The organism is Aestuariibius sp. HNIBRBA575 (assembly GCF_040932005.1).
In the GTDB taxonomy this organism is placed as follows: Bacteria; Pseudomonadota; Alphaproteobacteria; order Rhodobacterales; family Rhodobacteraceae; genus CANLNM01.
Genome location: NZ_CP162414.1, coordinates 2348195 through 2368170 on the forward strand (window position 1 = coordinate 2348195; position 19976 = coordinate 2368170).

Genomic DNA, 19976 nt, shown 5'->3' on the forward strand with positions numbered 1-19976 from the left:
CCGCACGGGGTGGGACGCAAGCGTTGTCAGCTAAGCGCCCCATAATTCCCGCCACATTGCCTAATAATTGGGCGTTTAGGTCGCCCAATCCTGCAAACGCGCCACATATCGCGCCATTGTGTCGATCTCGATGTTGATCGGATCGCCCTCGGCCACGCCGCCCCACGTTGTCACCTCTTTGGTATGCGGGATCACGTTGACGCCAAATTCACAGCCGTTCACTTCGTTCACCGTCAGGGATGTGCCGTTCAATGTTACCGATCCTTTGGGGGCGATAAACTTTGCCAGATCGGTGGGGGCGCGGAATGTCATGCGGGTGCTGTCGCCTTCGTCGGTCAATTTGACCAATTCGGCCACCCCGTCCACATGGCCCGACACGATATGCCCGCCCAATTCGTCCCCGACCTTTAACGCGCGTTCCAGGTTCAACTTGCGCCCGACCGCCCAGCGGTTGCGGCCAATATTGGTGGCGTTCACACTTTCGGCAGAAATATCAACGTCGAACCAGTTCTGCGGCTCTGATCCCAGCGCCACCACGGTCAAACAGACCCCATCACAGGCAATAGATGCCCCGATATCGATCCCATTGATGTCATAAGACGTGCCAATCCGGGCGCGCAAATCGCCGCGCTCTTCGACTTCCAGAATTGTGCCAATATCCGTGATAATACCCGTGAACATCACATTCCTCCTGTTTCAACCCTGCTAGCGCGCCCATGACATCGGGGCAAGTCTAACCCGAAACCACACATACGCTTTCGTCGGATTTGCGCCCATGCCATATTTCTGCCAGAGAGCATTGTTAAGCCGTTCGAAACAATACGGTGTCAAACAAGAGCAGTGATTGTGAAACGTAGTCGAACCTTTTTGTTCCTCCAAGGACCGCATGGCCCCTTCTTTCATCGTTTGGGCAATATGTTACGTGCGGCTGGTGCAGATGTCTGGCGGGTTGGGTTTAATGCCGGGGATCGGGCGTTTTGGTTCACACCATCCACCTATATCCCCTATCGCGGCACACAGGATGACTGGGCCGCCACGTTTCGCGATATTGTAGCGTCCAAAAACATCACCGACATCGTTTTATACGGCGATACCCGCCCCATCCATGCTCAGGCGGTTTTGGCGGCCAAGGAACTGGGCCTAACGGTCCATGTCTTCGAAGAAGGCTATCTGCGTCCCTATTGGGTGACCTATGAACGGGATGGTTCAAACGGCAATTCCCGCCTGATGGACATGAATGTCGATGATATGAAACGGGCGTTGGATCTGTCGGATCTGGATGTGCCCGAACCCCCAGCCCATTGGGGCGACATGCGTCACCACATGTTTTATGGCGCGCTTTATCATTGGTTTGTGCTGTTTCGAAACGGCGATTACCGGAATTTCCAGCGTCACCGCGAACTGCCCGTGTTCAAAGAAGCGGCACTATACACTCGACGCCTGTTGTTGATGCCGTTTATCGCTTTGGGGCGCATGCTGGCGACTGCGCGGATCAAATATGGCGGTTTTCCCTATCATTTGGTGCTGCTGCAGCTGGAACATGACAGTTCGTTTCAAAAACATTCGCCGTTCAACCGCATGCAGGAATTTCTGGAATTGGTGGTCGAAGGGTTCGCCGATGGCGCACCGCGTCACCACCATCTGGTGTTTAAGGCGCATCCGCTGGAAAATGGCCGCTCGCCTTTGCGTAAAATCATTTGCGATCTCGCACGGCGCAATGGCGTTGAAAACCGCGTGCATTATGTGCGTGGTGGTAAAATGGCGCGTCTTTTGAACCACACGCGCACCGCCGTCACGGTGAATTCAACCGCCGCCCAACAGGTTTTGTGGCGCGGCATCCCGCTAAAGGTGTTTGGCAAAGCGGTTTATGCGAAACCTGAATTTGTCAGTGAACAATCGCTGGGCGATTTCTTTGCCATCCCTGCACGTCCGGATTCCCGCGCTTACAAAGACTACCGTCGATATTTGTTGGAAACCAGCCAAATGCCGGGCGGTTTTTATTCCGCCCGTGGCCGCCGACAATTGATGCGACAGGTCGTGGATATGATGCTGGCGACGGATGATCCCTATGATGCGCTGCGTCACGGCCGCGCCGCCCCACGCCAGCAATTGCGGGTCGTAAAGTAATCCACACTAGGTTTAGTTCCCAGCGATACAAACCGTGCCAGAAGGCAACAGATTTGGATCTGTGACGCCCCGCCACTCAGCTATGGCTAGCTTTAGCCTACAGATTCCCGTAGGTTAGACGCAAAACTTGAGGCAAATAATAATAGGTCGAGGAGACCGAGCAGTGAAACGTTACAGCTTGCGCCTTGCACGGGGCGCGGCGCTTGTCGCCGCATTGGGTCTGATATCATCCTGCGGATTACCGCGATCAGGGCCAAACAAATCCGAAATTTTTGCTGGTTCCGTCCTCGAAGGGGGCGACGCCTTTATCTTTACGGTCACCGATCGCGTGAATGCCATCGCGGGCGTCAGCCCTGCGCTTGGGTTTTCATCCGGTTTCCAGAATGCCGACACGCTTGGCTCTGATGTGATCAATCCCGGCGATACGCTGGGCCTGACCATTTGGGAAAACGTTGATGACGGTCTGCTGGTCCCCGAGGGCCAAAAAGCCACCGTTCTAGAAGAAGTGCAGGTTGATGGGTCTGGGTTCATCTTTGTCCCATATGCTGGCCGTATCCGTGCGGCGGGCAACACACCTGACGCAATCCGCCGGATCATCACCGAGAAACTGAACGAACAGACACCCGGCCCACAGGTTCAGGTCCGTCGTTTGGCCGGGGATGGGGCAACCGTATCCATCGTTGGGGCCGTCAACGGTCAGGGTGTTTATCCGATCCAACGCCCAACACGCACCTTGGCCGCGATGCTGGCCGCAGCGGGTGGCGTTGCGATCCGCCCTGAAATTGCTCAGGTGACCGTGGTTCGTGGCAATCATTCCGGCTCCATCTGGTTCGAAGATCTCTATGATCATCCCGGTCACGACATCGCCCTGCGCGGTGGGGACCGCATCATCGTAGAAGAGGACACACGCACCTTTACCGCCCTCGGCGCGACCGGTGCACAGAACCGTATCCCATTTGATTCACAGGCAATTTCCGCGATCGAAGCCTTGGCTCAGGTTGGCGGCTTGAACGCCTCACTTGCGGATCCAACGGGTGTTTTTGTGTTCCGCAACGAACCCGAAGAAATCGCAGAACAATTGCTGGGCCGTGACGATCTGACAGGCACGCAACGCATGATTTATGTGTTGGACCTGACCCAACCAAACGGCATGTTTATGGCCCGTGATTTTGCGATCCGCGATCAGGACACTGTGTTTGTCACAGAGGCGCCATTTAGCCAGTTCAACAAGGTCATTGCCGCCGCGACCGGATCTTTGTCTGCGGTTGGCGCCGTCAATACCGCGATCGGAAACTAAGACTTTTATGTTGGGCCCAGACGCCAACATGCCCGCTGCGCAGCCTCCTGCGCAGCGGCTTTTCGTTTATAACGGTGGCTTTCTGACCCAACGCCGTATGCGTCGGATATTGGAACTGTCGGGCTATGATATTCGGCTCGGAAAACCCGGCGATGATGATCTCATCGGTGTTTGGGGGCAAAGCCCAACCGCCCCCCGTGGCGAAGCCGTTGCCGCCCATACCGGTAGTAAAATCTTGCGTGTTGAGGACGCTTTTTTGCGGTCGGTTTATCCCGGCCGGTCCGGCGAACCGCCAATTGGGCTGCATTTGGATCGCAAAGGCGTGCATTTCGATCCAGCCCAACCCAGCGACCTAGAAGACATCCTCGCCCATGACCCATTAGATGACACGGCCCTGCTCAACCGCGCCCGCGCCGCGATGGAGCGGTTAAAATCTGCACATTTGTCAAAATACAACGCCTTTGACCCAGCGGCCCCCGTCCCTGCCCCCGGCTATGTGTTGGTGATCGATCAAACGCGTGGGGATGCTTCGCTTAAGGCCAGCCGGGCCAACCGCGATAGTTTCTACGAAATGCTGTACTACGCCCAAGAGGAACATCCCGGCGCGCGCATTGTTATCAAAACCCATCCAGAATCAGAAAACGGCCATCGGCCCGGGCATTATCGCCCCGAAGATGCGTCAGGCCGCGTGTCACTATCATCCGATGCAGTGTCTCCATACGCGCTGTTTGATGGGGCCATTGCGGTTTACACGGTGTCGTCGCAAATGGGGTTCGAAGCCATAATCGCCGGCCACAAACCCGTTGTTTTTGGCCAGCCGTTTTACATGGGCTGGGGGTTAACAGATGATCGGATGCCTCTGGATCGCCGACAACGCAATCTAAGTCGCGCCCAGTTATTTGCAGCGGCAATGATCCTGTATCCACGGTGGTACGATCCTTATTGCGACCGTTTGTGCAGTTTGGAACAAGCGATTTCGACGCTCGAAGCCGAAACACGGGCCTGGCGCGAAGACCACCAAGGCTGGGTGGCCACGGGAATGCGCATGTGGAAACGCAAGCCAATGCAGGCTGTGTTTGGGCAATATCAAAAGATGCGATTTGTCGATCCCCCCAACCGCGCCATCGGCAAAGCCCAAGACCAATCACGGCGATTGATGGTTTGGTCAAACAAAGAAACGCCTGAGCTTGCTCAATCTGGTGCAGTACGTGTCGAAGATGGATTTTTACGCTCCAAAGGTTTGGGGGCTCAGCTGGTGCCCCCTTTGTCGTTGGTATGTGACGATCTGGGGATTTACTACGACCCCACCCGCGAAAGTCGTCTTGAAAGGCTGATAAATCAATCGGATGGCCTGTCTCAGGACGCTTTGGATCGCGCGGAAACCCTGATCAAAACACTGACAAAATCGGGCCTCAGCAAATACAATCTGGACGGCGCAGATTTACCGTCAGGGCTGCCTGCGGGGCGCTGTATCCTTGTGCCCGGCCAAGTTGAGGATGATGCATCCATCCAACTGGGCACCACACAGATATACACCAACCGCGCGTTGTTACAGGCCACACGTCAGGCCAATCCCGCCGCGATCATCCTGTTCAAACCCCACCCCGATGTCGAAGCAGGCCTGCGCAAAGGCGCCATAGACGACGCCGATCAACTTGCCGATGCGATATTGACCAAAACCGATGCCATGGCTGCGCTTCATCGCGTTGATGAGGTATGGACGATGACATCCCTGATGGGGTTTGAGGCATTACTGCGTGGCAAGCGGGTCACATGTTTTGGCACCCCGTTTTACGCAGGCTGGGGGTTGACCGATGATCAGGCCCCCTCTCTACCACGGCGCAGTGCGCGTCCAACCTTGGCTGGGTTGGTGCATGCGGTACTGATTGCCTATCCTCGATATTATGACCCGATCACGCAGCGGCCCTGCCCCGTCGAAGTGGTGGTGGATCGGTTGATCGATGGCACATTGCCAAAAACCGGACGGTTAAACCGATCCTTGTCAAAGCTACAGGGCCTGTTTGCCAGTTACGCACATTTGTGGCGCTAGCGATTGGCGCGACGCCAGATATGTTCAATATCATTGCCCAAGCGAGTTACGCCTGACAATTCCAGTCGCGGCGCTTGGGCCAAGGCGTCGATCCCCATCGCGGCCAATGCGGGCATGCCTTCGGCCCCGATCATAATACCGGCGTTATAAACCACCAATTGGTCCACCAAATCGGCTTGCAATAACGACGCAGCCAAGGTGCCACCACCCTCACAATAAACGCGCGTAATCCCTTGATTTGCCAATGTATTGAGGGCCCCGATCATGGAAACACGCCCATTCGAAACGGGTGTTTCAAAACAGGTTGCACCCGCTTTGATCCAGTCTTCAGCACGGCCTGATTTGTCTTCGCCCCCATGCAGAACCCAAACCGGACTGTCCTGCGCTGTTTTGGCCAATTTGCTCTGGCGGGGTAGGTCCAGTTTCCGCGATACAATGACCCGAACCGGCTGATCCGCCACGCCCATGTCGCGCACCGTCAGGGATGGATCATCCGCACGCACCGTCCCGGCCCCAACCATCACCGCGTCATGCGTTGCGCGCATCGCGTGAACATGTCGGCGGGCCAATGCCCCCGTGATCCATTTGCTTTCACCGCTGGCCGTTGCGATCCGTCCATCCAGACTGCAGGCCAGTTTTAAGGTCACAAAAGGCCTGTTTTGCGTCACTCGCAGCAGAAATCCAGCGTGATCCAGATCCGACTGATCCTGCATTACACCTCGGCACACATCTATCCCGGCGGCCTCTAGGATGGCGATCCCCCGGCCGGCCACCCGTTCATCCGGATCATCCGACGCAACAACAACACGAGAAATCCCCGCAGAAACAAGCGCTTCTGCACAAGGCGGTGTTTTCCCGTGATGCGCACAAGGTTCCAGCGTGACATATGCCGTTGCGCCATGCGCCATTGGCCCTGCCTGCGCCAAGGCCTGCGTTTCAGCATGCGGACGCCCGCCTTTGGCGGTCCATCCACGCCCGACAACCCGCCCCGATTGAACAATCACACATCCAACCGCTGGGTTGGGCCACACATGCCCCATGCCGCGCCGACCAAGTGCCAGCGCGTGGGTCATGTGTCTTCGATCGATATCTGCGCTCACTCGTCCGGCGCTGTATCGGGGCGAAGTTCGCTTACGAATTTATCGAAATCGTCAGCGGCTTGGAAGTTCTTGTAAACACTGGCAAATCGCACATATGCAACCGTGTCGATACGCGCGAGGCTTTCCATCACAATTTCACCAATGGTGCCTGACGGAATGTCGGTTTCGCCCATGCTTTCCAATCGGCGAACGATGCCAGAAATCATCTGGTCCATCCGTTCAGGTTCCACCGGTCGTTTCTGCAGCGCAATCCGAATGGATCGTTCCAGCTTGTCGCGATCAAATTCTTCGCGGCGACCATTGGTTTTAATAACCACCAGATCGCGCAATTGAACACGTTCATATGTTGTAAAACGCCCCCCGCAAGCCGGGCAAAACCGCCGGCGCCGAATGGCAACATGATCCTCAGCGGGCCGAGAATCCTTAACTTGGGTATCGATATTTCCACAAAACGGGCAGCGCATCGGCGTCCCCTTTCCTAAATTCCACCTGCTGTGGGTTAATCCCACTTATCCACAGGTACTATAGGATGTCCTCTACACTTTGGGTAGAGGTGATTTTCACCTACAGGGTCTAGGCATTCACACAGCTTTGATCGGCCGATCATGGGGATAAATGTGCAACAACCCGTCGCGCATGCGGCGCAGCTCTATGTTCGAAAATGTAAACTCCTTGCCAAGTTCCAAGCGCCATTGCGCCATTCACCACAGGAATTGACAAGCTGACCGGCATCATCGCGGCCTTGATATGGGCTGGCATGTCATCTGGCCCCTCATAAGTGTGGGTCAGATAGGACATAGACGGATCGGTCGTGGGCGGGACCAGCCGGTGGAAAAAATGGCGCAAATCGGTCTGAACATCAGGGTCTGCATTTTCCTGGATCAACAGGGAACAGGATGTGTGACACACAAACAGCGTCAACAAACCAGTGTGAATCTGTTGCTGCGTAACCCAGTTACGCAACTCGGTGGTAAATTCATACAGGCCGACGCCGCGTGTTGAAATGACAAATTCTGTTTGCATTCCAACACTCTGCAGCGATTTATCTAGCGACGCAAGCCATGGCCATAGCGGCATCTGGGGCATGCGAAGGTGGCACTGGTAGCACCACCAGATGCGCCAACCCAGTAAAGCAACTGGAAATGCCATCGGGCAGCGAACCTGCCTCGGAAGTATCAACCACAGCCGAAATGGTTAACGTTGCAAATGGCACGTTAACGTCCTCGGCGATAGCATAGGCGCTTGCTTGTGCTGCGCTCAACAAAAGCGTCGACACTAAGATCATAGTTTGTTTGAACATTTCACCCTCCTCTAGGAGACACTTGGCATATGGGGTGAAAAAATTGCTGCTACAATCTGCGTTCGCGCAGGTGTGAAACGCCGTGAGCGCACATCAAACCGACAGAACCAAATACACGACCCCTAGGACGCATACCAAATTCAAAAAAACGGCGATTTTTAGCAATATCGCAAACGGTTGCTTTCGGGTTTTGTGACGGAACTTACGCTGTGCATACCGTCCACCAATTGCCCCGCCGATGAAAAACACAAACAGCATTGTGGCTTCGGGAATGCGCCATTGCTGTTTCACAGCTCTGCGTTTGTCCACAAACATTAGAAAAACCGCGTAAAACGAAAACAGCGCCCCCCAAAGGAGCGCTGCTATCAAATAGGTATAGGACGGCACAAAGGTTGTCTTATTGATCCAAGAAACTACGCAACTTCCGCGACCGGCTTGGATGTTTTAGTTTCCGCAGTGCTTTGGCTTCAATTTGACGGATACGTTCCCGCGTCACGCTAAACTGTTGCCCCACCTCTTCTAGGGTGTGGTCGGTGTTCATGCCGATCCCAAACCGCATCCGCAGAACACGTTCCTCGCGCGGCGTAAGAGAGGCCAGAACCCGCGTTGTGGTTTCTTTGAGGTTTTCTTGAATGGCGCTGTCCAATGGCAGCACGGCATTTTTATCCTCAATGAAATCACCAAGTTGGCTGTCTTCTTCATCCCCAATTGGCGTCTCAAGCGAGATTGGCTCTTTGGCGATTTTCATGACCTTGCGGACTTTTTCCAAAGGCATCTGCAGCTTTTCTGCCAATTCCTCGGGTGTTGGTTCGCGGCCAATTTCATGCAGCATCTGGCGGCCGGTGCGCACAAGTTTGTTAATCGTTTCGATCATATGCACCGGAATACGGATGGTCCGCGCCTGATCCGCGATGGACCGGGTGATCGCCTGACGGATCCACCATGTGGCGTAGGTCGAGAATTTGTAACCGCGACGATATTCAAACTTGTCCACGGCCTTCATCAGGCCAATGTTACCTTCTTGAATAAGATCAAGGAATTGCAGGCCACGGTTCGTGTATTTTTTCGCGATTGAAATCACCAAACGCAGGTTGGCTTCGACCATTTCTTTTTTGGCCTGTCGCGCTTCTTTTTCACCTTTTTGGACCTGCTGAACGATGCGACGGAATTCGCCGATATCCACACCCACATATTGACCAACTTGGGCCATATCAGCGCGCAGTTCCTCAACCTTGGCAGAGGACCGTTCGATGAACCCCTGCCATGCACGGCCGGTTTTCTGCGCCATCTCTTCGAGCCAGGTTGGGTCAAGCTCGCGACCGCGATAGGAATCAATGAATTCGCGGCGATTGATCCGTGCCTGATCCGCCAATTTCACCATAGAACTGTCAATCGACATGATCCGCCGGTTGATCCCATAAAGCTGGTCGATCAGGGCTTCGATCCGGTTGTTATGCAGGTGAAGCGAATTAACCAATTCTACGATCTCGGACCGCAATTTTTGGTACGTGTCTTCTTCTTTCGAAGAAAACGAGCTGTCTTCGTTCAGATGCGCCGAAATACGGGCATCTTGCATTTCAGACAATTTGGCAAAATCGTTGGCAATAAGGTCAAGCGTTTCAAGAACTTGCGGCTTTAGCGCTGCTTCCATCGCGGCCAGCGACATGTTGGCCTGTTCGTCCTCATCGTCATCATCATCCGCGGCAATTGGGTTGCCATCCGCGTCAAGCTCTGGACCTTCGTCCTTCTTTTCGCCAGGTGTGGTCGCGGCGGCGGCCGTGTCCACGACCGGCTCTTGCTCGTCATCATCCATCTGATTGCCAAACGTGGCCTCCAGATCGATCACATCGCGCAGCAAAATGTCCTCAGACAGCAATTCGTCACGCCAGATGGTGATCGCTTGGAATGTCAGCGGGCTTTCACACAGGCCCAAAATCATGGTGTTGCGACCGGCTTCGATCCGCTTGGCGATGGCAATTTCGCCCTCACGGCTCAGCAGTTCGACGGACCCCATTTCACGCAGATACATCCGAACCGGATCATCGGTGCGATCCAGTTTTTCAGCTTCGGCACCGCCGAGCGTAACTTCGCGCGTGCCACCAGACGCAACGATGTCGGTCGATTTTGCATCGCCCTCTTCTGCGTCTTCGTCTTCTTCGGTGACTTGGATGCCCATTTCCGACAACATCGACATGACGTCTTCGATCTGATCCGAACTCACTTGATCAGGCGGCAGAACCTGATTCAACTGATCATAGGTAATGAAGCCTTTTTCACGTGCTTCTGCGATCATCTTTTTGACCGCGGCCTGAGACAGGTCGAAACCTACATCAGCGTCCTGATCCTGATCCTTGCGGTCGTCATTATCTTTGGCGGCCATTCAGGGCTCCTAAACTGTGGGGCGTTGTGTGAACGCCGGGTCGTGATTCGCAAGTGATTCGCTTTGGACGAATCAATCGTTGCTTTGACTGATTCGCAAGCGGAATGGGCGGGATTTCCGGCGAATGTTGCCGTTAACCTATTACGATCTTGTTATCGCTTCATCTTTAGGCTGCGGATTAGGTCATCCAAGGCAGTGCGTTCCTCTTTGTTCATCTTGGCGCCATTGGCCCCGGTTTCGAACTCTGCTTTGTCGTCGTCATCGGCATGCCCAGAATTATTCAGCGCCGCGCTGGACTGGGCCAGACGGGCAGTCACATATTCACCAGCAGGGCCAGAACGCATTTCTTCGATCGCTTCTTCGATCTCTCGTTCATGGCCACGACGGGCGGTTAATTTAGCGAATTCTTCGCCTAGGCACATTTGCGCGACCTCTTGGTTTCCGGGTCTGCGCACGGCCGGGACGATCGAAACATGGGGCTGTCCAAACAGATTTTCAAGAGGGATTGGACCCAATTGATCAAACAGAGCTTCGCGAATGTCGTCACGATGCGCATTATCCAGCAACGCATCCCGCAAATCGCGGTGATCCGGTGTGGATGTATCCATAGTTTCGAGCTGCGCCTCAAACTCAGCCAAGCAATCTGGATTGGCGATCAAGGTCGCCAAAATCACCGCTTCGCGCAGCACGTCCTGATCGCCACCCTGCGCCAAAATAGACGACCTGGCCCCAGCGGTTGCCGCCGCTTTGGGTTGCCATTTTTTACCAAATTTATTTGGCGCAGATCGGCGGGGATTGAACAATTCCCATCTCAGGCGTTTTATCTCTTCGCCATAATGGCTTCGGATCGATGGGTCCTGAATGGTTTTTATCTTTTCTCTCAGCACCTTATCCAACGCAGCTTTGCGTTCAGGGCTATCCAGCACCTTGCCGCTGGTTTCGCGCGACCACAATAATCGAACCATGGGCTGGGCCTGATCGATCAGCGTCTGCACCGCAGCGGCCCCGTTTTTGCGCAACACATCATCGGGGTCTTGGCCTTGGGGCATCATGGCAAATCGCAAGGATTTTCCAGCCTCAAGCAAGGGCAGCGCATTGTCGATCAACCGCATCGCCGCGCGCAGACCGGCCGTGTCACCATCCAGCGCAATGATCGGTTCATCAGACATCCGCCACATCAGCCGAAGCTGGTTTTCGGTGATGGCCGTACCCAACGGGGCGACGGTGCTGTGAAACCCAAATTCCGACAGCGCGATCACGTCCATATAGCCTTCGGCGACGATCAATGGCTGGCCTTTGCCGGCAGCTTCGCGGGCGGGGGCGTGATTATAAAGACTGCGGCCTTTGTCGAACAATTCTGTTTCGGGCGAATTCAGATATTTGGCGTTGTCATTGGGGTCCATGGCCCGCCCACCAAAGGCAATGGCGCGTCCGCGCGCATCCCGGATCGGGAACATGATCCGCCCACGAAACGTATCATAGGGTTTGCCGCCTTTGGTCGATGGTTTGGCCAATCCAGCGCCAAGGATCAGATTTTCATCGATATTTTTACCGCGCAAATGATCCCAAAGACCCTGCCAATTGTCCGGTGCAAAACCAATTTCCCAGCGGTTCCGCGCCTGTTCGTCCAATCCGCGCCCCGCCAGATAATCCCGCGCATCCCGCGCGGCACCGGTTTTCAATTGCAGCCGGAACCATTGCACGGCCTGTTCCATGACATCCGACAAAAGCGTCCGGCGATCTGCCTTTTCCTGCGCGCGAGGATCTTTGGCGGGCATGGTCAATCCGGCCTCTCCGGCCAGAATTTCCACCGCTTCCATAAAGCTTACATTTTCGGTTTCGCGCACAAATGAAATGGCGTCCCCTTTGGCATGACAGCCAAAACAATAGTAAAATCCCTTTTTGTCATCCACATGAAATGACGCGGTTTTTTCCTGATGAAAGGGACAAGGCGACCACATATCACCCTTGCCCGGTTGGGATTTTTTGTTGTCCCACATGACTTTACGACCCACAACCTGTGACAGGCTAAGGTGTGTTCGTAGTTCGTCAAGGAATCCGGGGGGCAGGCTCATGGGGTGTATTATCTGCGAACCAACCAGAAAGTCCAGTTACCCGCGCCCAGCAATTCCTGTTGCCGCATGTTCCAGCTCTTTGCACAGCGTTGTGGCCATCGACCGCATCACCATGACATCAAATGTATCCACATCGACGCGCGTAACAGACCCGGTCATATGGCCAATCAATGTGCGGGCTGTGGTGTTTATCGGCATCGCCGATTGGCGCAGATCAACGGGAATTAGCCGCGCGAGGACCTGTTCAACCTGTGCCCCCTGCAATCGGATGACGGCCCATGCCCCGGTCTGATCTGTCATCGCGGCAAGCGGCGTCGGGGGCAATTTCGCCTCAAAAATCAGCGCCTGCCCCGGCCCCAGCCACATCGCGCGTACTCGCCCGTGATTTGGCGCGGTATTAGGGGTGGGAAACGGCACACCGATCTTTTCCATCAGCCATTCAGAAATCACCGTATCTTGTCCCCGAAAGGGCGCAAGTGATGTGATGCGTTTTGGGACCACTTCGGACAAAGAGACCTGTCCAATTGTTTTTGCACTCCAATCGGAAAGCGCAGAAATTGGTTTAAGTTCAATCATGTAGGCGATCTCCGCTTAGGTCAAAGAAAACGGGATCACATATTTCAACGGTCACATCAGCACCATGCAAATGATCAACCATGCGCAAATGGTCGCCAATGCGCGCGCGCCCATTGCGTAAAAATCCCAATCCCAAATAACTGGATAACGTTGGCGAATATCCAACCGATGTCAGATATCCGAGATCATTTTCGCGGCGCGCCCGAACGTCGGATTCAAACAAATGCGCCCCGGCATGCAGCATTTGATCCGATGCAATCGTGCGAATGCCGACCATTTGTTCACGAGATGCCCCCAGCAGACCCGGCCGACGAGAGGCAGAAAAGCCAACACAATCCTTTTTGCGTGACACCATGCGATCCATGCCGATGTCATCCATCGTGATGCGTCCGTGAATTTCTGCATGGGTCAAAAACCCTTTTTCAATCCGCAACACATTTAACGCTTCCATCCCATAGGGCCCACCGCCAAGCGATTGGGTATGGTGCAGCAATGTTGAAAACAACGCCGCCCCATATTGGGTAGGAACCGCGATTTCGTAGGCATGTTCCCCCGAAAAAGAGATACGGAACAGCCGCGCAGATGTGCCCGCGATCGACACATCCCCACAACTCATGAACGGAAACTGGTCACGCCCCAAAGGCGTATCCAATATTTTATTCAGCAAATCCCGTGATTTAGGACCCGCGACGGCAAATTGCGCCCATTGTTCGGTCACCGAAATCGTGTGAACATCCATGTGTTTGCAATGGGACTGACGCAAGAAATCCAGATGCATCATCACCTGCCCCGCAGCGGCAGTGGTGGTGGTCATTACATAGTGATCGGGCGCCAAACACGCCGTGGTTCCGTCATCCATGACATGGCCATCTTCGCGCAGCATAATCCCATAGCGCACCCGACCCGGCTTTAGCGTTGAAAACGTATTGGCATAGGCAAAGTCTAAAAACGCAGCAGCGTCAGGACCTTGGACGTCAATTTTGCCCAGCGTCGAGACATCGCAAATCCCGACATGTTCGCGAACCATTTTCACTTCTCTATCGCAGCTTTGACGCCAGTGGGTTTCACCGTGAATTGGATAATAGCTGGCCCGGTGCCACAACCCGGCCTCGATTTGTGGCGCGCCGAGCTTTTTCGACATTGCGTGTGAAGTCAGCAACCGATGCGGCGCAAAACCCTGACCTTGGGCCCCTGCCCCCATCGCACCAATTGAGACGGGCGTATAGGGCGGGCGAAATGTGGTGGTTCCAGTTTCAGGAATGCCGCGCCCGGTTGCATCCGCCAAAATTGCCAAGGCCACAACATTTGAATTTTTGCCCTGATCGGTGGCCATACCTTGGGTTGTGTAGCGCTTCATATGTTCAACAGACCGCATGTTTTCCTGTGCTGCCTGTCGGACATCTTTGGTGGTGACGTCGTTTTGAAAATCCAGCCATTTCCGCCCCTTACCGACGGTTTCCCACAAAGGGGAAATACGATAGGGATCATCCTGGGCATCAGGTATTGTGACGTTTTTCACCTTAAAGTTCAGGTCGTTACAGATTGCCTCTGCGGCACTCACCCCGTCCTTTAAACATGCGGCGGTGGACATTATTCCGTTTGCCGCCCCGCAGGTGATCAGACCCGGAACAGTGTCTGGCCTAGGAACAAACGCCGCCAAATCCGGGTTCCAAACAGGTCGATTGTTCAGATGACAGGTCAAATGTACCGAAGGGTTCCACCCCCCCGAAACGGCCAGTCCATCCACCTGCAAATCAGTGACCTTTGCCCCCTGACAGACCCGGATACCATTGATTTTGTGTCGCCCCTGCGCCGATGAAATCTGGCCACCTGCCAGTACTGGAAATGCGTCGGACGCCGCAATGTCAGGCCGTGGATCAATCAATGCAACCACGTCTATTCCGGCATCCGATAAATCATGCGCCGTTTGATGCGCATCATCATTGTTGCCAAAAACCGCGATCCTTTGCCCCGGAACCACCCCCCAGCGATTTAAATACGACCGCATTGCCCCAGCGGTCATAATCCCCGGTCGGTCATTATTTGCAAACGCAATGGGCCGTTCCAATGCGCCCGCGGCCAAAACAGTGCGTTTTGCTGCGATCCGCCAAAAACACTCTAGCGATTTATCAGCTTGGCGCGGATGATGATGGCCAACCTTTTCCAGCGCGCCAAACGTCCCCTGATCGTAAACCCCGGTGATGGTCGTCCGGGGCATCAGCCGCACATTATCCATATGTGACAATTGGATAATCATGTCCTGCGCCCAGATCGCAGATGGTTTTCCATCGACCTCTTGGGTCTCAGACAAAAGCCGCCCGCCCATTTGAAAATCTTCGTCAGCCAAAATGACATCGGCCCCCGAACGCGCAGCGGACCATGCCGCCATCAACCCCGATGGCCCAGCGCCGATGACCAGAACATCGCAAAATGCATAGGCTTTTTCGTACCTGTCCGTGTTGGCCAAGCCGCTTAATGCGCCCAATCCTGCCGCCCGACGGATCACTGGTTCATAGAGTTTTTCCCAGAATGATTTGGGCCACATAAAGGTTTTATAATAAAATCCAGCGCCCAAAAAAGAGGCCGCCAAATTGGTGATCGACATCAGATCAAACCCCAATGACGGCCAACGGTTTTGGCTTGTGGCCTCCAATCCTTCGTATAATTCCTGAGTTGTGGCGCGCGTGTTTGGGTCGGCCTGTGCGCCGCGGCCAATTGTCATCAAAGCGTTTGGCTCTTCGCTGCCCGCCGTCAACACGCCGCGTGGGCGATGATATTTGAACGATCGCCCCAACAAATGCACGTCATTCGCCATCAATGCCGATGCCAGCGTGTCCCCGGTCCGGCCTGTCAACTGCCGTCCGTCAAATTGAAATCGAATGTCCGATTGATCCGAATAGATGCCTTTTCCCGGAATTCTCATGATCGGGCATCCGTCGCCGTTTGCGTGGCATTAATTGCATGTGTGACGGTGTTACGATGCACAACAATCCAGGTGCCGCAAGGGCCGTGATACCACAAATCCTTGTGTGATCCTGCGGGGTTATCCCGATTGTGCAAATAGTCATCCCACATATCCGGCCCTGCATCCGCAGCGGGTCGATCCAAGGCCAATTCCGCACCTTGATAGGTGAATTCCCGGAGGTCACGTTCGCCACAATAAGGACAGGTTAGCCTCATGTGTGGCCCCCGACTGCAAGTAGGCGATCGTCAATGCAAATTGTGTTGTGCACCTGTTGCCTCCTCATCCATCAAATTTTGCCCTGTTCGAAACCGGTCCAGTCGGAATTTGGCCGCTGGTGCGTGATGCTCATCTTTGGCGATTAAATGCGCAAAGCTGAACCCAGATCCCGGCACGGCTTTGAAACCGCCGTAACACCAACCGCAATTCAGATAGAGCCCGCCAATCTCGGTTTTGTCGATTATCGGCGATCCGTCCGGCGACATATCCATGATCCCCCCCCAAGACCGCAAAACTCGTGCCTTGGCGATGCCGGGCAAAACCGACATGCAGGATTCCATCGTATGTTCGGCCATGGGCAAATTCCCCCGCGCCGCATAAGAGGCGTAAAAATCCAAAAAGGACCCAAACACCAATCCACCTTTGTCTGATTGACTAATATACAGATGCCCTTCGGCAAAGGTCACAACTTGATCCAAGATCGGTTTTAACCCTTCTGTGACAAAGGCTTGTAAGATGTGACTTTCAATTGGGAGCCGCATGCCAGCCATTGCGGCAACCTGACTGGACCTGCCTGCCACGACAATGGCCACTTTTTTGGCTTTGATCTGACCGTGGCTGGTTTGAACACCGCGCACAGTGCCATTTTCGACATCGATGCCAGTGACTTCGCAGTTTTGGATCAAATCAACGCCCCGCCTATCTGCCCCGCGCGCATAACCCCAGGCAACCGCGTCATGGCGTGCCGTGCCACCCCGAGGATGCAATAGCCCGCCCATGATCGGAAAACGCGCATTGTCAAAATCCAACCCCGGCACGCGTTTTCTGACGGCTTCGCGATCCAGTAAAATCGCATCATCCCCTTGATTTACCATCGCATTTCCACGACGCACAAAGGCATCCCGCTGCCCATCAGAATGAAAGATATTCAACACGCCACGCTGAGACATCATCATATTGAAATTCAGCTCTTGCTCCATCCCTTCCCACAGTTTCAGGGAATGCGAATAAAACTCTGAATTACCCGGAAGCCCATAATTGGCCCGCACAATTGTTGTGTTGCGCCCAACATTTCCCCCGCCCAGATATCCTTTTTCTAAGACGGCGATATTGCTCAGATTGTGTTCTTTGGCCAGATAATAGGCGGTTGCCAAACCATGGCCGCCGCCGCCGATCACGATGATATCGTATTCAGATTTGGGGGTCGGATCGCGCCATAACGGCCGCCACCCTTTGTTTCCTGTTAAGCCCTCTTTCAGTAATTTAAGGCCCGAAAACCGCATAAACCTGCCAGTCGTTAAGTGTGAATAGGTGTGTTTGTTTGATCCTATTCGCATTGGTCAGCCCATTTAAAAGACTTTTGCGACCCGGGTTGGTCTGTTCGCGACCATTATCAGCAATTAATTTGGTGTGGGATAAGGCGTTGGCCAGCAACCCAAAAGCTGCCGACATTGATGCCGGCAGCTCTGATAAATTTGATGTGAGCAGGTAGCGCCCATTTCTTGAGGAAAAGTGAAGCGTTATAGGCCTTTGGCTGTATAGCTCTGCGCGACGCGATCGATTGAAACCAGATAGGCCGCCGTGCGCAAATCTTCGACATCGCTGCGTTCATGCCAAACATTGCTCATGGACTGATAGGCTGTTCGCATCGTGTCATCCAAACCTGACCGCACCAATTCCAGCTCATCTGCGCCGCGTAGATACCGCTCTTTGAAATTGCCGTTCAAAGACCAGCGATCCCCCATGCTTTCATCCAGCCGTTCCAGTTCGCGCACGATCAATTCATGACGCGCCTCTTCCTGGCGGCGCTGCATCCGACCAAATCGGATATGCGACAGGTTTTTGACCCATTCAAAATAGGAAACGGTCACACCGCCCGCATTTGCATACATATCTGGGATGATAACCACCCCTTTTTCGCGCAGAATTTCATCCGCTCCGGCGGTGACTGGGCCGTTGGCTGCTTCAATGATCAAAGGGGCCTTAATGCGTGCCGCATTTTCAAGGTTAATCACCCCCTCAAGGGCCGCGGGGATCAGAATGTCGCAATCTTGTTCCAGCAACAAGGTGCCGTTTTCCACATAGGTGCCCGTTGGATAGCCTTTGACGCCGCCATGTTTGACAATCCAATGATGGACGGCTTCGACGTCGATCCCATCGGGGTCAAACACGCCGCCATCGCGTTCAATGATGCCTGTAACCAGCGATCCATCTTCTTCTTTTAGGAATTTCGCGGCGTGATAACCCACATTTCCCAGCCCCTGGACGATGACTTTTTTACCGTCCAAGCTGCCATCCAACCCGGCGGCGCGCACGTCATCAGGATGGCGGAAAAATTCACGTAATGCATATTGGACACCGCGCCCTGTCGCCTCGACGCGGCCCTGAATGCCGCCTGCATGGGCCGGTTTGCCGGTCACACAGGCATTGGCGTTGATGTCGGTGGTGTTCATGCGGCGATATTGATCCGCAATCCACGCCATTTCCCGTTCGCCCGTGCCCATATCAGGTGCAGGAACGTTCTGAGAGGGATGGATCAGGTCACGTTTGCACAATTCATAGGCAAAACGCCGGGTGATTTGTTCCATTTCGTGTTCATCCCATTCGCGAGGATCAACACATAACCCACCTTTGGATCCCCCAAACGGGGTTTCGACCAAGGCGCATTTGTAGGTCATCAAAGCGGCAAGCGCTTCGACTTCGTTTTGGTTAACCGAGGTTGCGAAACGAATGCCGCCTTTTACCGGTTCCATATGTTCAGAATGAACCGATCGATAGCCGGTAAACGTCTTCATTTCACCACGCAGACGCACCCCAAAGCGCACCGTATAGGTCGCGTTACAGACGCGAATTTTTTCTTCGATACCGGGTGCCAGATCCATCAGGGCCACGGCACGGTTAAACATAATATCGACGGATTCACGAAAGCTTGGTTCGCGCTGAGACATGGGTAGAGCTCCGGTTAATGGCAAATCACTGGATGATCCTGACGTGATTCGGTTAACAACTGCGACAATATTAGGCAGTGATTTGTCCCAATCTGGACTTTTCCACAGGTCAGACGACTTTTACGGAAATAATCGCGATTGATTTCTCGTTGCGCAACAATGCCCAGGCCTGCGCCGGGATTGTGTCTTAATAAATGGTTAATTGACCCAATTCGCCCCAAACCTCGCCTCATTCTGGCCCAGAATGAATGCGACAAAGGCTGCGGTGTAGTCTGTATTACGCCAGCCGGACCGATCCTGATACGGCAAATATTAGAGGTGAATTGTGAAAACCGCAGGCCAAATCGCAGCAAAGCGCGCTTCAGCGTTTCCTTGCCGCCCATTTATGGGGGGACAATCATGATGTTTGCCCGCCCGACGTTATCTTGGCTTCGCAAATTCCGTCGCGACGAAGACGGCAATTCCACCATCGAATTCGTGTTGGTCGTTCCGTTCATCATGACTATTTTCCTTTGTTCCTTTGAAATGGGTCTGATGATGATCCGCAATGTGATGCTGGAACGGGGTGTGGATCTGGCGGTGCGATCCGTCCGATTGGGGACCACAAATCAGGTCAACGCCGATCAACTGCGCGATATGGTCTGCAATGGCGCCGGGATTATCCCGGATTGCCAGAGCGCCGTTAAAATCGAAATGGTTCGGATTGATACAGCAGCATGGGTTGATATTCCGCGTGATGCGGATTGCGTCGATCGGAATGATCCCGCCGCCCCGGCGCGCAGCTTTACTACCGGGGGCATGAATGAGCTGATGGTCCTGCGCGTCTGCGCGCTGTTTGATCCCATCTTTCCCACAACAGGTCTGGGGTTCCGTATGCCCAAGGAATCCAACGGGGCATATGCCATCGTTACGACCTCTGCATTTGTCATGGAGCCAGGTTAA

Annotated in this window: 17 protein-coding genes; 4 read left to right on the forward strand and 13 right to left on the reverse strand. The window is 54.2% G+C overall.

What is annotated here, in order from left to right:
• Nucleotides 1-75: 75 nt before the first annotated feature.
• Complete coding sequence (locus AB1F12_RS11875) at nt 76-681, reverse strand: riboflavin synthase (protein WP_368184584.1); 606 nt, start codon at nt 679-681, stop codon at nt 76-78.
• 165 nt (nt 682-846) lie between these two features.
• On the opposite strand from AB1F12_RS11875, the gene AB1F12_RS11880 reads away from it, so the two are divergent.
• From AB1F12_RS11880 to AB1F12_RS11890, 3 genes are all read left to right on the forward strand, one after another.
• Nucleotides 847-2127: a capsule biosynthesis protein gene (locus tag AB1F12_RS11880; RefSeq protein WP_368184585.1), complete on the forward strand. Its 1281-nt coding sequence runs from the start codon at nt 847-849 to the stop codon at nt 2125-2127.
• 163 nt (nt 2128-2290) lie between these two features.
• On the forward strand, nt 2291-3424 hold the full coding sequence (locus tag AB1F12_RS11885) for a polysaccharide biosynthesis/export family protein (RefSeq protein ID WP_368184586.1): 1134 nt from the start codon (nt 2291-2293) through the stop codon (nt 3422-3424).
• Nucleotides 3425-3452: 28 nt separating this feature from the next.
• Nucleotides 3453-5474, forward strand: a complete 2022-nt coding sequence (locus tag AB1F12_RS11890; protein WP_368184587.1) for a capsular polysaccharide biosynthesis protein — start codon at nt 3453-3455, stop codon at nt 5472-5474.
• On the opposite strand, the gene ribD is transcribed toward AB1F12_RS11890, so the two are convergent.
• The 12 genes from ribD to AB1F12_RS11950 form a co-directional block, all read right to left on the reverse strand.
• Complete coding sequence (ribD, locus tag AB1F12_RS11895) at nt 5471-6547, reverse strand: bifunctional diaminohydroxyphosphoribosylaminopyrimidine deaminase/5-amino-6-(5-phosphoribosylamino)uracil reductase RibD (RefSeq protein ID WP_368184588.1); 1077 nt, start codon at nt 6545-6547, stop codon at nt 5471-5473. The two genes, AB1F12_RS11890 and ribD, sit on opposite strands and share 4 nt — an antisense overlap.
• Nucleotides 6548-6570: 23 nt before the next feature.
• Entirely contained in the window at nt 6571-7038 is a 468-nt protein-coding gene (gene nrdR / locus AB1F12_RS11900; protein WP_368184589.1) for a transcriptional regulator NrdR, read from the reverse strand.
• Nucleotides 7039-7177: 139 nt separating this feature from the next.
• Nucleotides 7178-7597: a secondary thiamine-phosphate synthase enzyme YjbQ gene (locus AB1F12_RS11905; protein ID WP_368184590.1), complete on the reverse strand. Its 420-nt coding sequence runs from the start codon at nt 7595-7597 to the stop codon at nt 7178-7180.
• A 19-nt stretch (nt 7598-7616) separates the two neighbouring features.
• On the reverse strand, nt 7617-7874 hold the full coding sequence (locus AB1F12_RS11910) for a hypothetical protein (RefSeq protein ID WP_368184591.1): 258 nt from the start codon (nt 7872-7874) through the stop codon (nt 7617-7619).
• Nucleotides 7875-7967: 93 nt separating this feature from the next.
• Entirely contained in the window at nt 7968-8261 is a 294-nt protein-coding gene (locus AB1F12_RS11915; protein ID WP_368184592.1) for a DUF1294 domain-containing protein, read from the reverse strand.
• 10 nt (nt 8262-8271) lie between these two features.
• Nucleotides 8272-10254, reverse strand: a complete 1983-nt coding sequence (gene rpoD / locus AB1F12_RS11920; protein WP_368184593.1) for an RNA polymerase sigma factor RpoD — start codon at nt 10252-10254, stop codon at nt 8272-8274.
• 152 nt (nt 10255-10406) lie between these two features.
• Nucleotides 10407-12329, reverse strand: coding sequence for a DNA primase (dnaG, locus tag AB1F12_RS11925; protein ID WP_368184594.1), 1923 nt, complete (start codon nt 12327-12329; stop codon nt 10407-10409).
• Between the two features lie 36 nt (nt 12330-12365).
• Nucleotides 12366-12905 (reverse strand): sarcosine oxidase subunit gamma, encoded by a 540-nt coding sequence (locus AB1F12_RS11930; RefSeq protein WP_368184595.1) that lies wholly within the window; start codon nt 12903-12905, stop codon nt 12366-12368.
• Nucleotides 12898-15828, reverse strand: coding sequence for a sarcosine oxidase subunit alpha family protein (locus AB1F12_RS11935; RefSeq protein ID WP_368184596.1), 2931 nt, complete (start codon nt 15826-15828; stop codon nt 12898-12900). The genes AB1F12_RS11930 and AB1F12_RS11935 overlap by 8 nt, the downstream gene beginning before the upstream one ends.
• Complete coding sequence (locus tag AB1F12_RS11940) at nt 15825-16085, reverse strand: sarcosine oxidase subunit delta (protein WP_368184597.1); 261 nt, start codon at nt 16083-16085, stop codon at nt 15825-15827. Before AB1F12_RS11940 ends, AB1F12_RS11935 begins: the two co-directional genes overlap by 4 nt.
• A gap of 30 nt (nt 16086-16115) precedes the next feature.
• Nucleotides 16116-17369, reverse strand: a complete 1254-nt coding sequence (locus AB1F12_RS11945; RefSeq protein WP_368184598.1) for a sarcosine oxidase subunit beta family protein — start codon at nt 17367-17369, stop codon at nt 16116-16118.
• Nucleotides 17370-17606: 237 nt separating this feature from the next.
• Entirely contained in the window at nt 17607-19034 is a 1428-nt protein-coding gene (locus tag AB1F12_RS11950; RefSeq protein WP_368184599.1) for a Glu/Leu/Phe/Val dehydrogenase, read from the reverse strand.
• Nucleotides 19035-19433: 399 nt separating this feature from the next.
• Between AB1F12_RS11950 and AB1F12_RS11955 the strand changes: the two genes are divergently transcribed.
• Nucleotides 19434-19976, forward strand: a complete 543-nt coding sequence (locus AB1F12_RS11955; RefSeq protein WP_368184600.1) for a TadE/TadG family type IV pilus assembly protein — start codon at nt 19434-19436, stop codon at nt 19974-19976.

What these genes read in the sequence shown, in the direction of transcription:
- AB1F12_RS11875 (WP_368184584.1), bottom strand. Translation starts at nt 681, where the DNA reads ATGTTCACGGGTATTATCACGGATATTGGCACAATTCTGGAAGTCGAA.
- AB1F12_RS11890 (WP_368184587.1), top strand. Translation starts at nt 3,453, where the DNA reads ATGCCCGCTGCGCAGCCTCCTGCGCAGCGGCTTTTCGTTTATAACGGT.
- ribD (WP_368184588.1), bottom strand. Translation starts at nt 6,547, where the DNA reads ATGACCCACGCGCTGGCACTTGGTCGGCGCGGCATGGGGCATGTGTGG.
- nrdR (WP_368184589.1), bottom strand. Translation starts at nt 7,038, where the DNA reads ATGCGCTGCCCGTTTTGTGGAAATATCGATACCCAAGTTAAGGATTCT.
- AB1F12_RS11905 (WP_368184590.1), bottom strand. Translation starts at nt 7,597, where the DNA reads ATGCAAACAGAATTTGTCATTTCAACACGCGGCGTCGGCCTGTATGAA.
- AB1F12_RS11910 (WP_368184591.1), bottom strand. Translation starts at nt 7,874, where the DNA reads ATGTTCAAACAAACTATGATCTTAGTGTCGACGCTTTTGTTGAGCGCA.
- rpoD (WP_368184593.1), bottom strand. Translation starts at nt 10,254, where the DNA reads ATGGCCGCCAAAGATAATGACGACCGCAAGGATCAGGATCAGGACGCT.
- dnaG (WP_368184594.1), bottom strand. Translation starts at nt 12,329, where the DNA reads ATGAGCCTGCCCCCCGGATTCCTTGACGAACTACGAACACACCTTAGC.
- AB1F12_RS11930 (WP_368184595.1), bottom strand. Translation starts at nt 12,905, where the DNA reads ATGATTGAACTTAAACCAATTTCTGCGCTTTCCGATTGGAGTGCAAAA.
- AB1F12_RS11935 (WP_368184596.1), bottom strand. Translation starts at nt 15,828, where the DNA reads ATGAGAATTCCGGGAAAAGGCATCTATTCGGATCAATCGGACATTCGA.
- AB1F12_RS11940 (WP_368184597.1), bottom strand. Translation starts at nt 16,085, where the DNA reads ATGAGGCTAACCTGTCCTTATTGTGGCGAACGTGACCTCCGGGAATTC.
- AB1F12_RS11945 (WP_368184598.1), bottom strand. Translation starts at nt 17,369, where the DNA reads ATGCGGTTTTCGGGCCTTAAATTACTGAAAGAGGGCTTAACAGGAAAC.
- AB1F12_RS11950 (WP_368184599.1), bottom strand. Translation starts at nt 19,034, where the DNA reads ATGTCTCAGCGCGAACCAAGCTTTCGTGAATCCGTCGATATTATGTTT.
- AB1F12_RS11955 (WP_368184600.1), top strand. Translation starts at nt 19,434, where the DNA reads ATGATGTTTGCCCGCCCGACGTTATCTTGGCTTCGCAAATTCCGTCGC.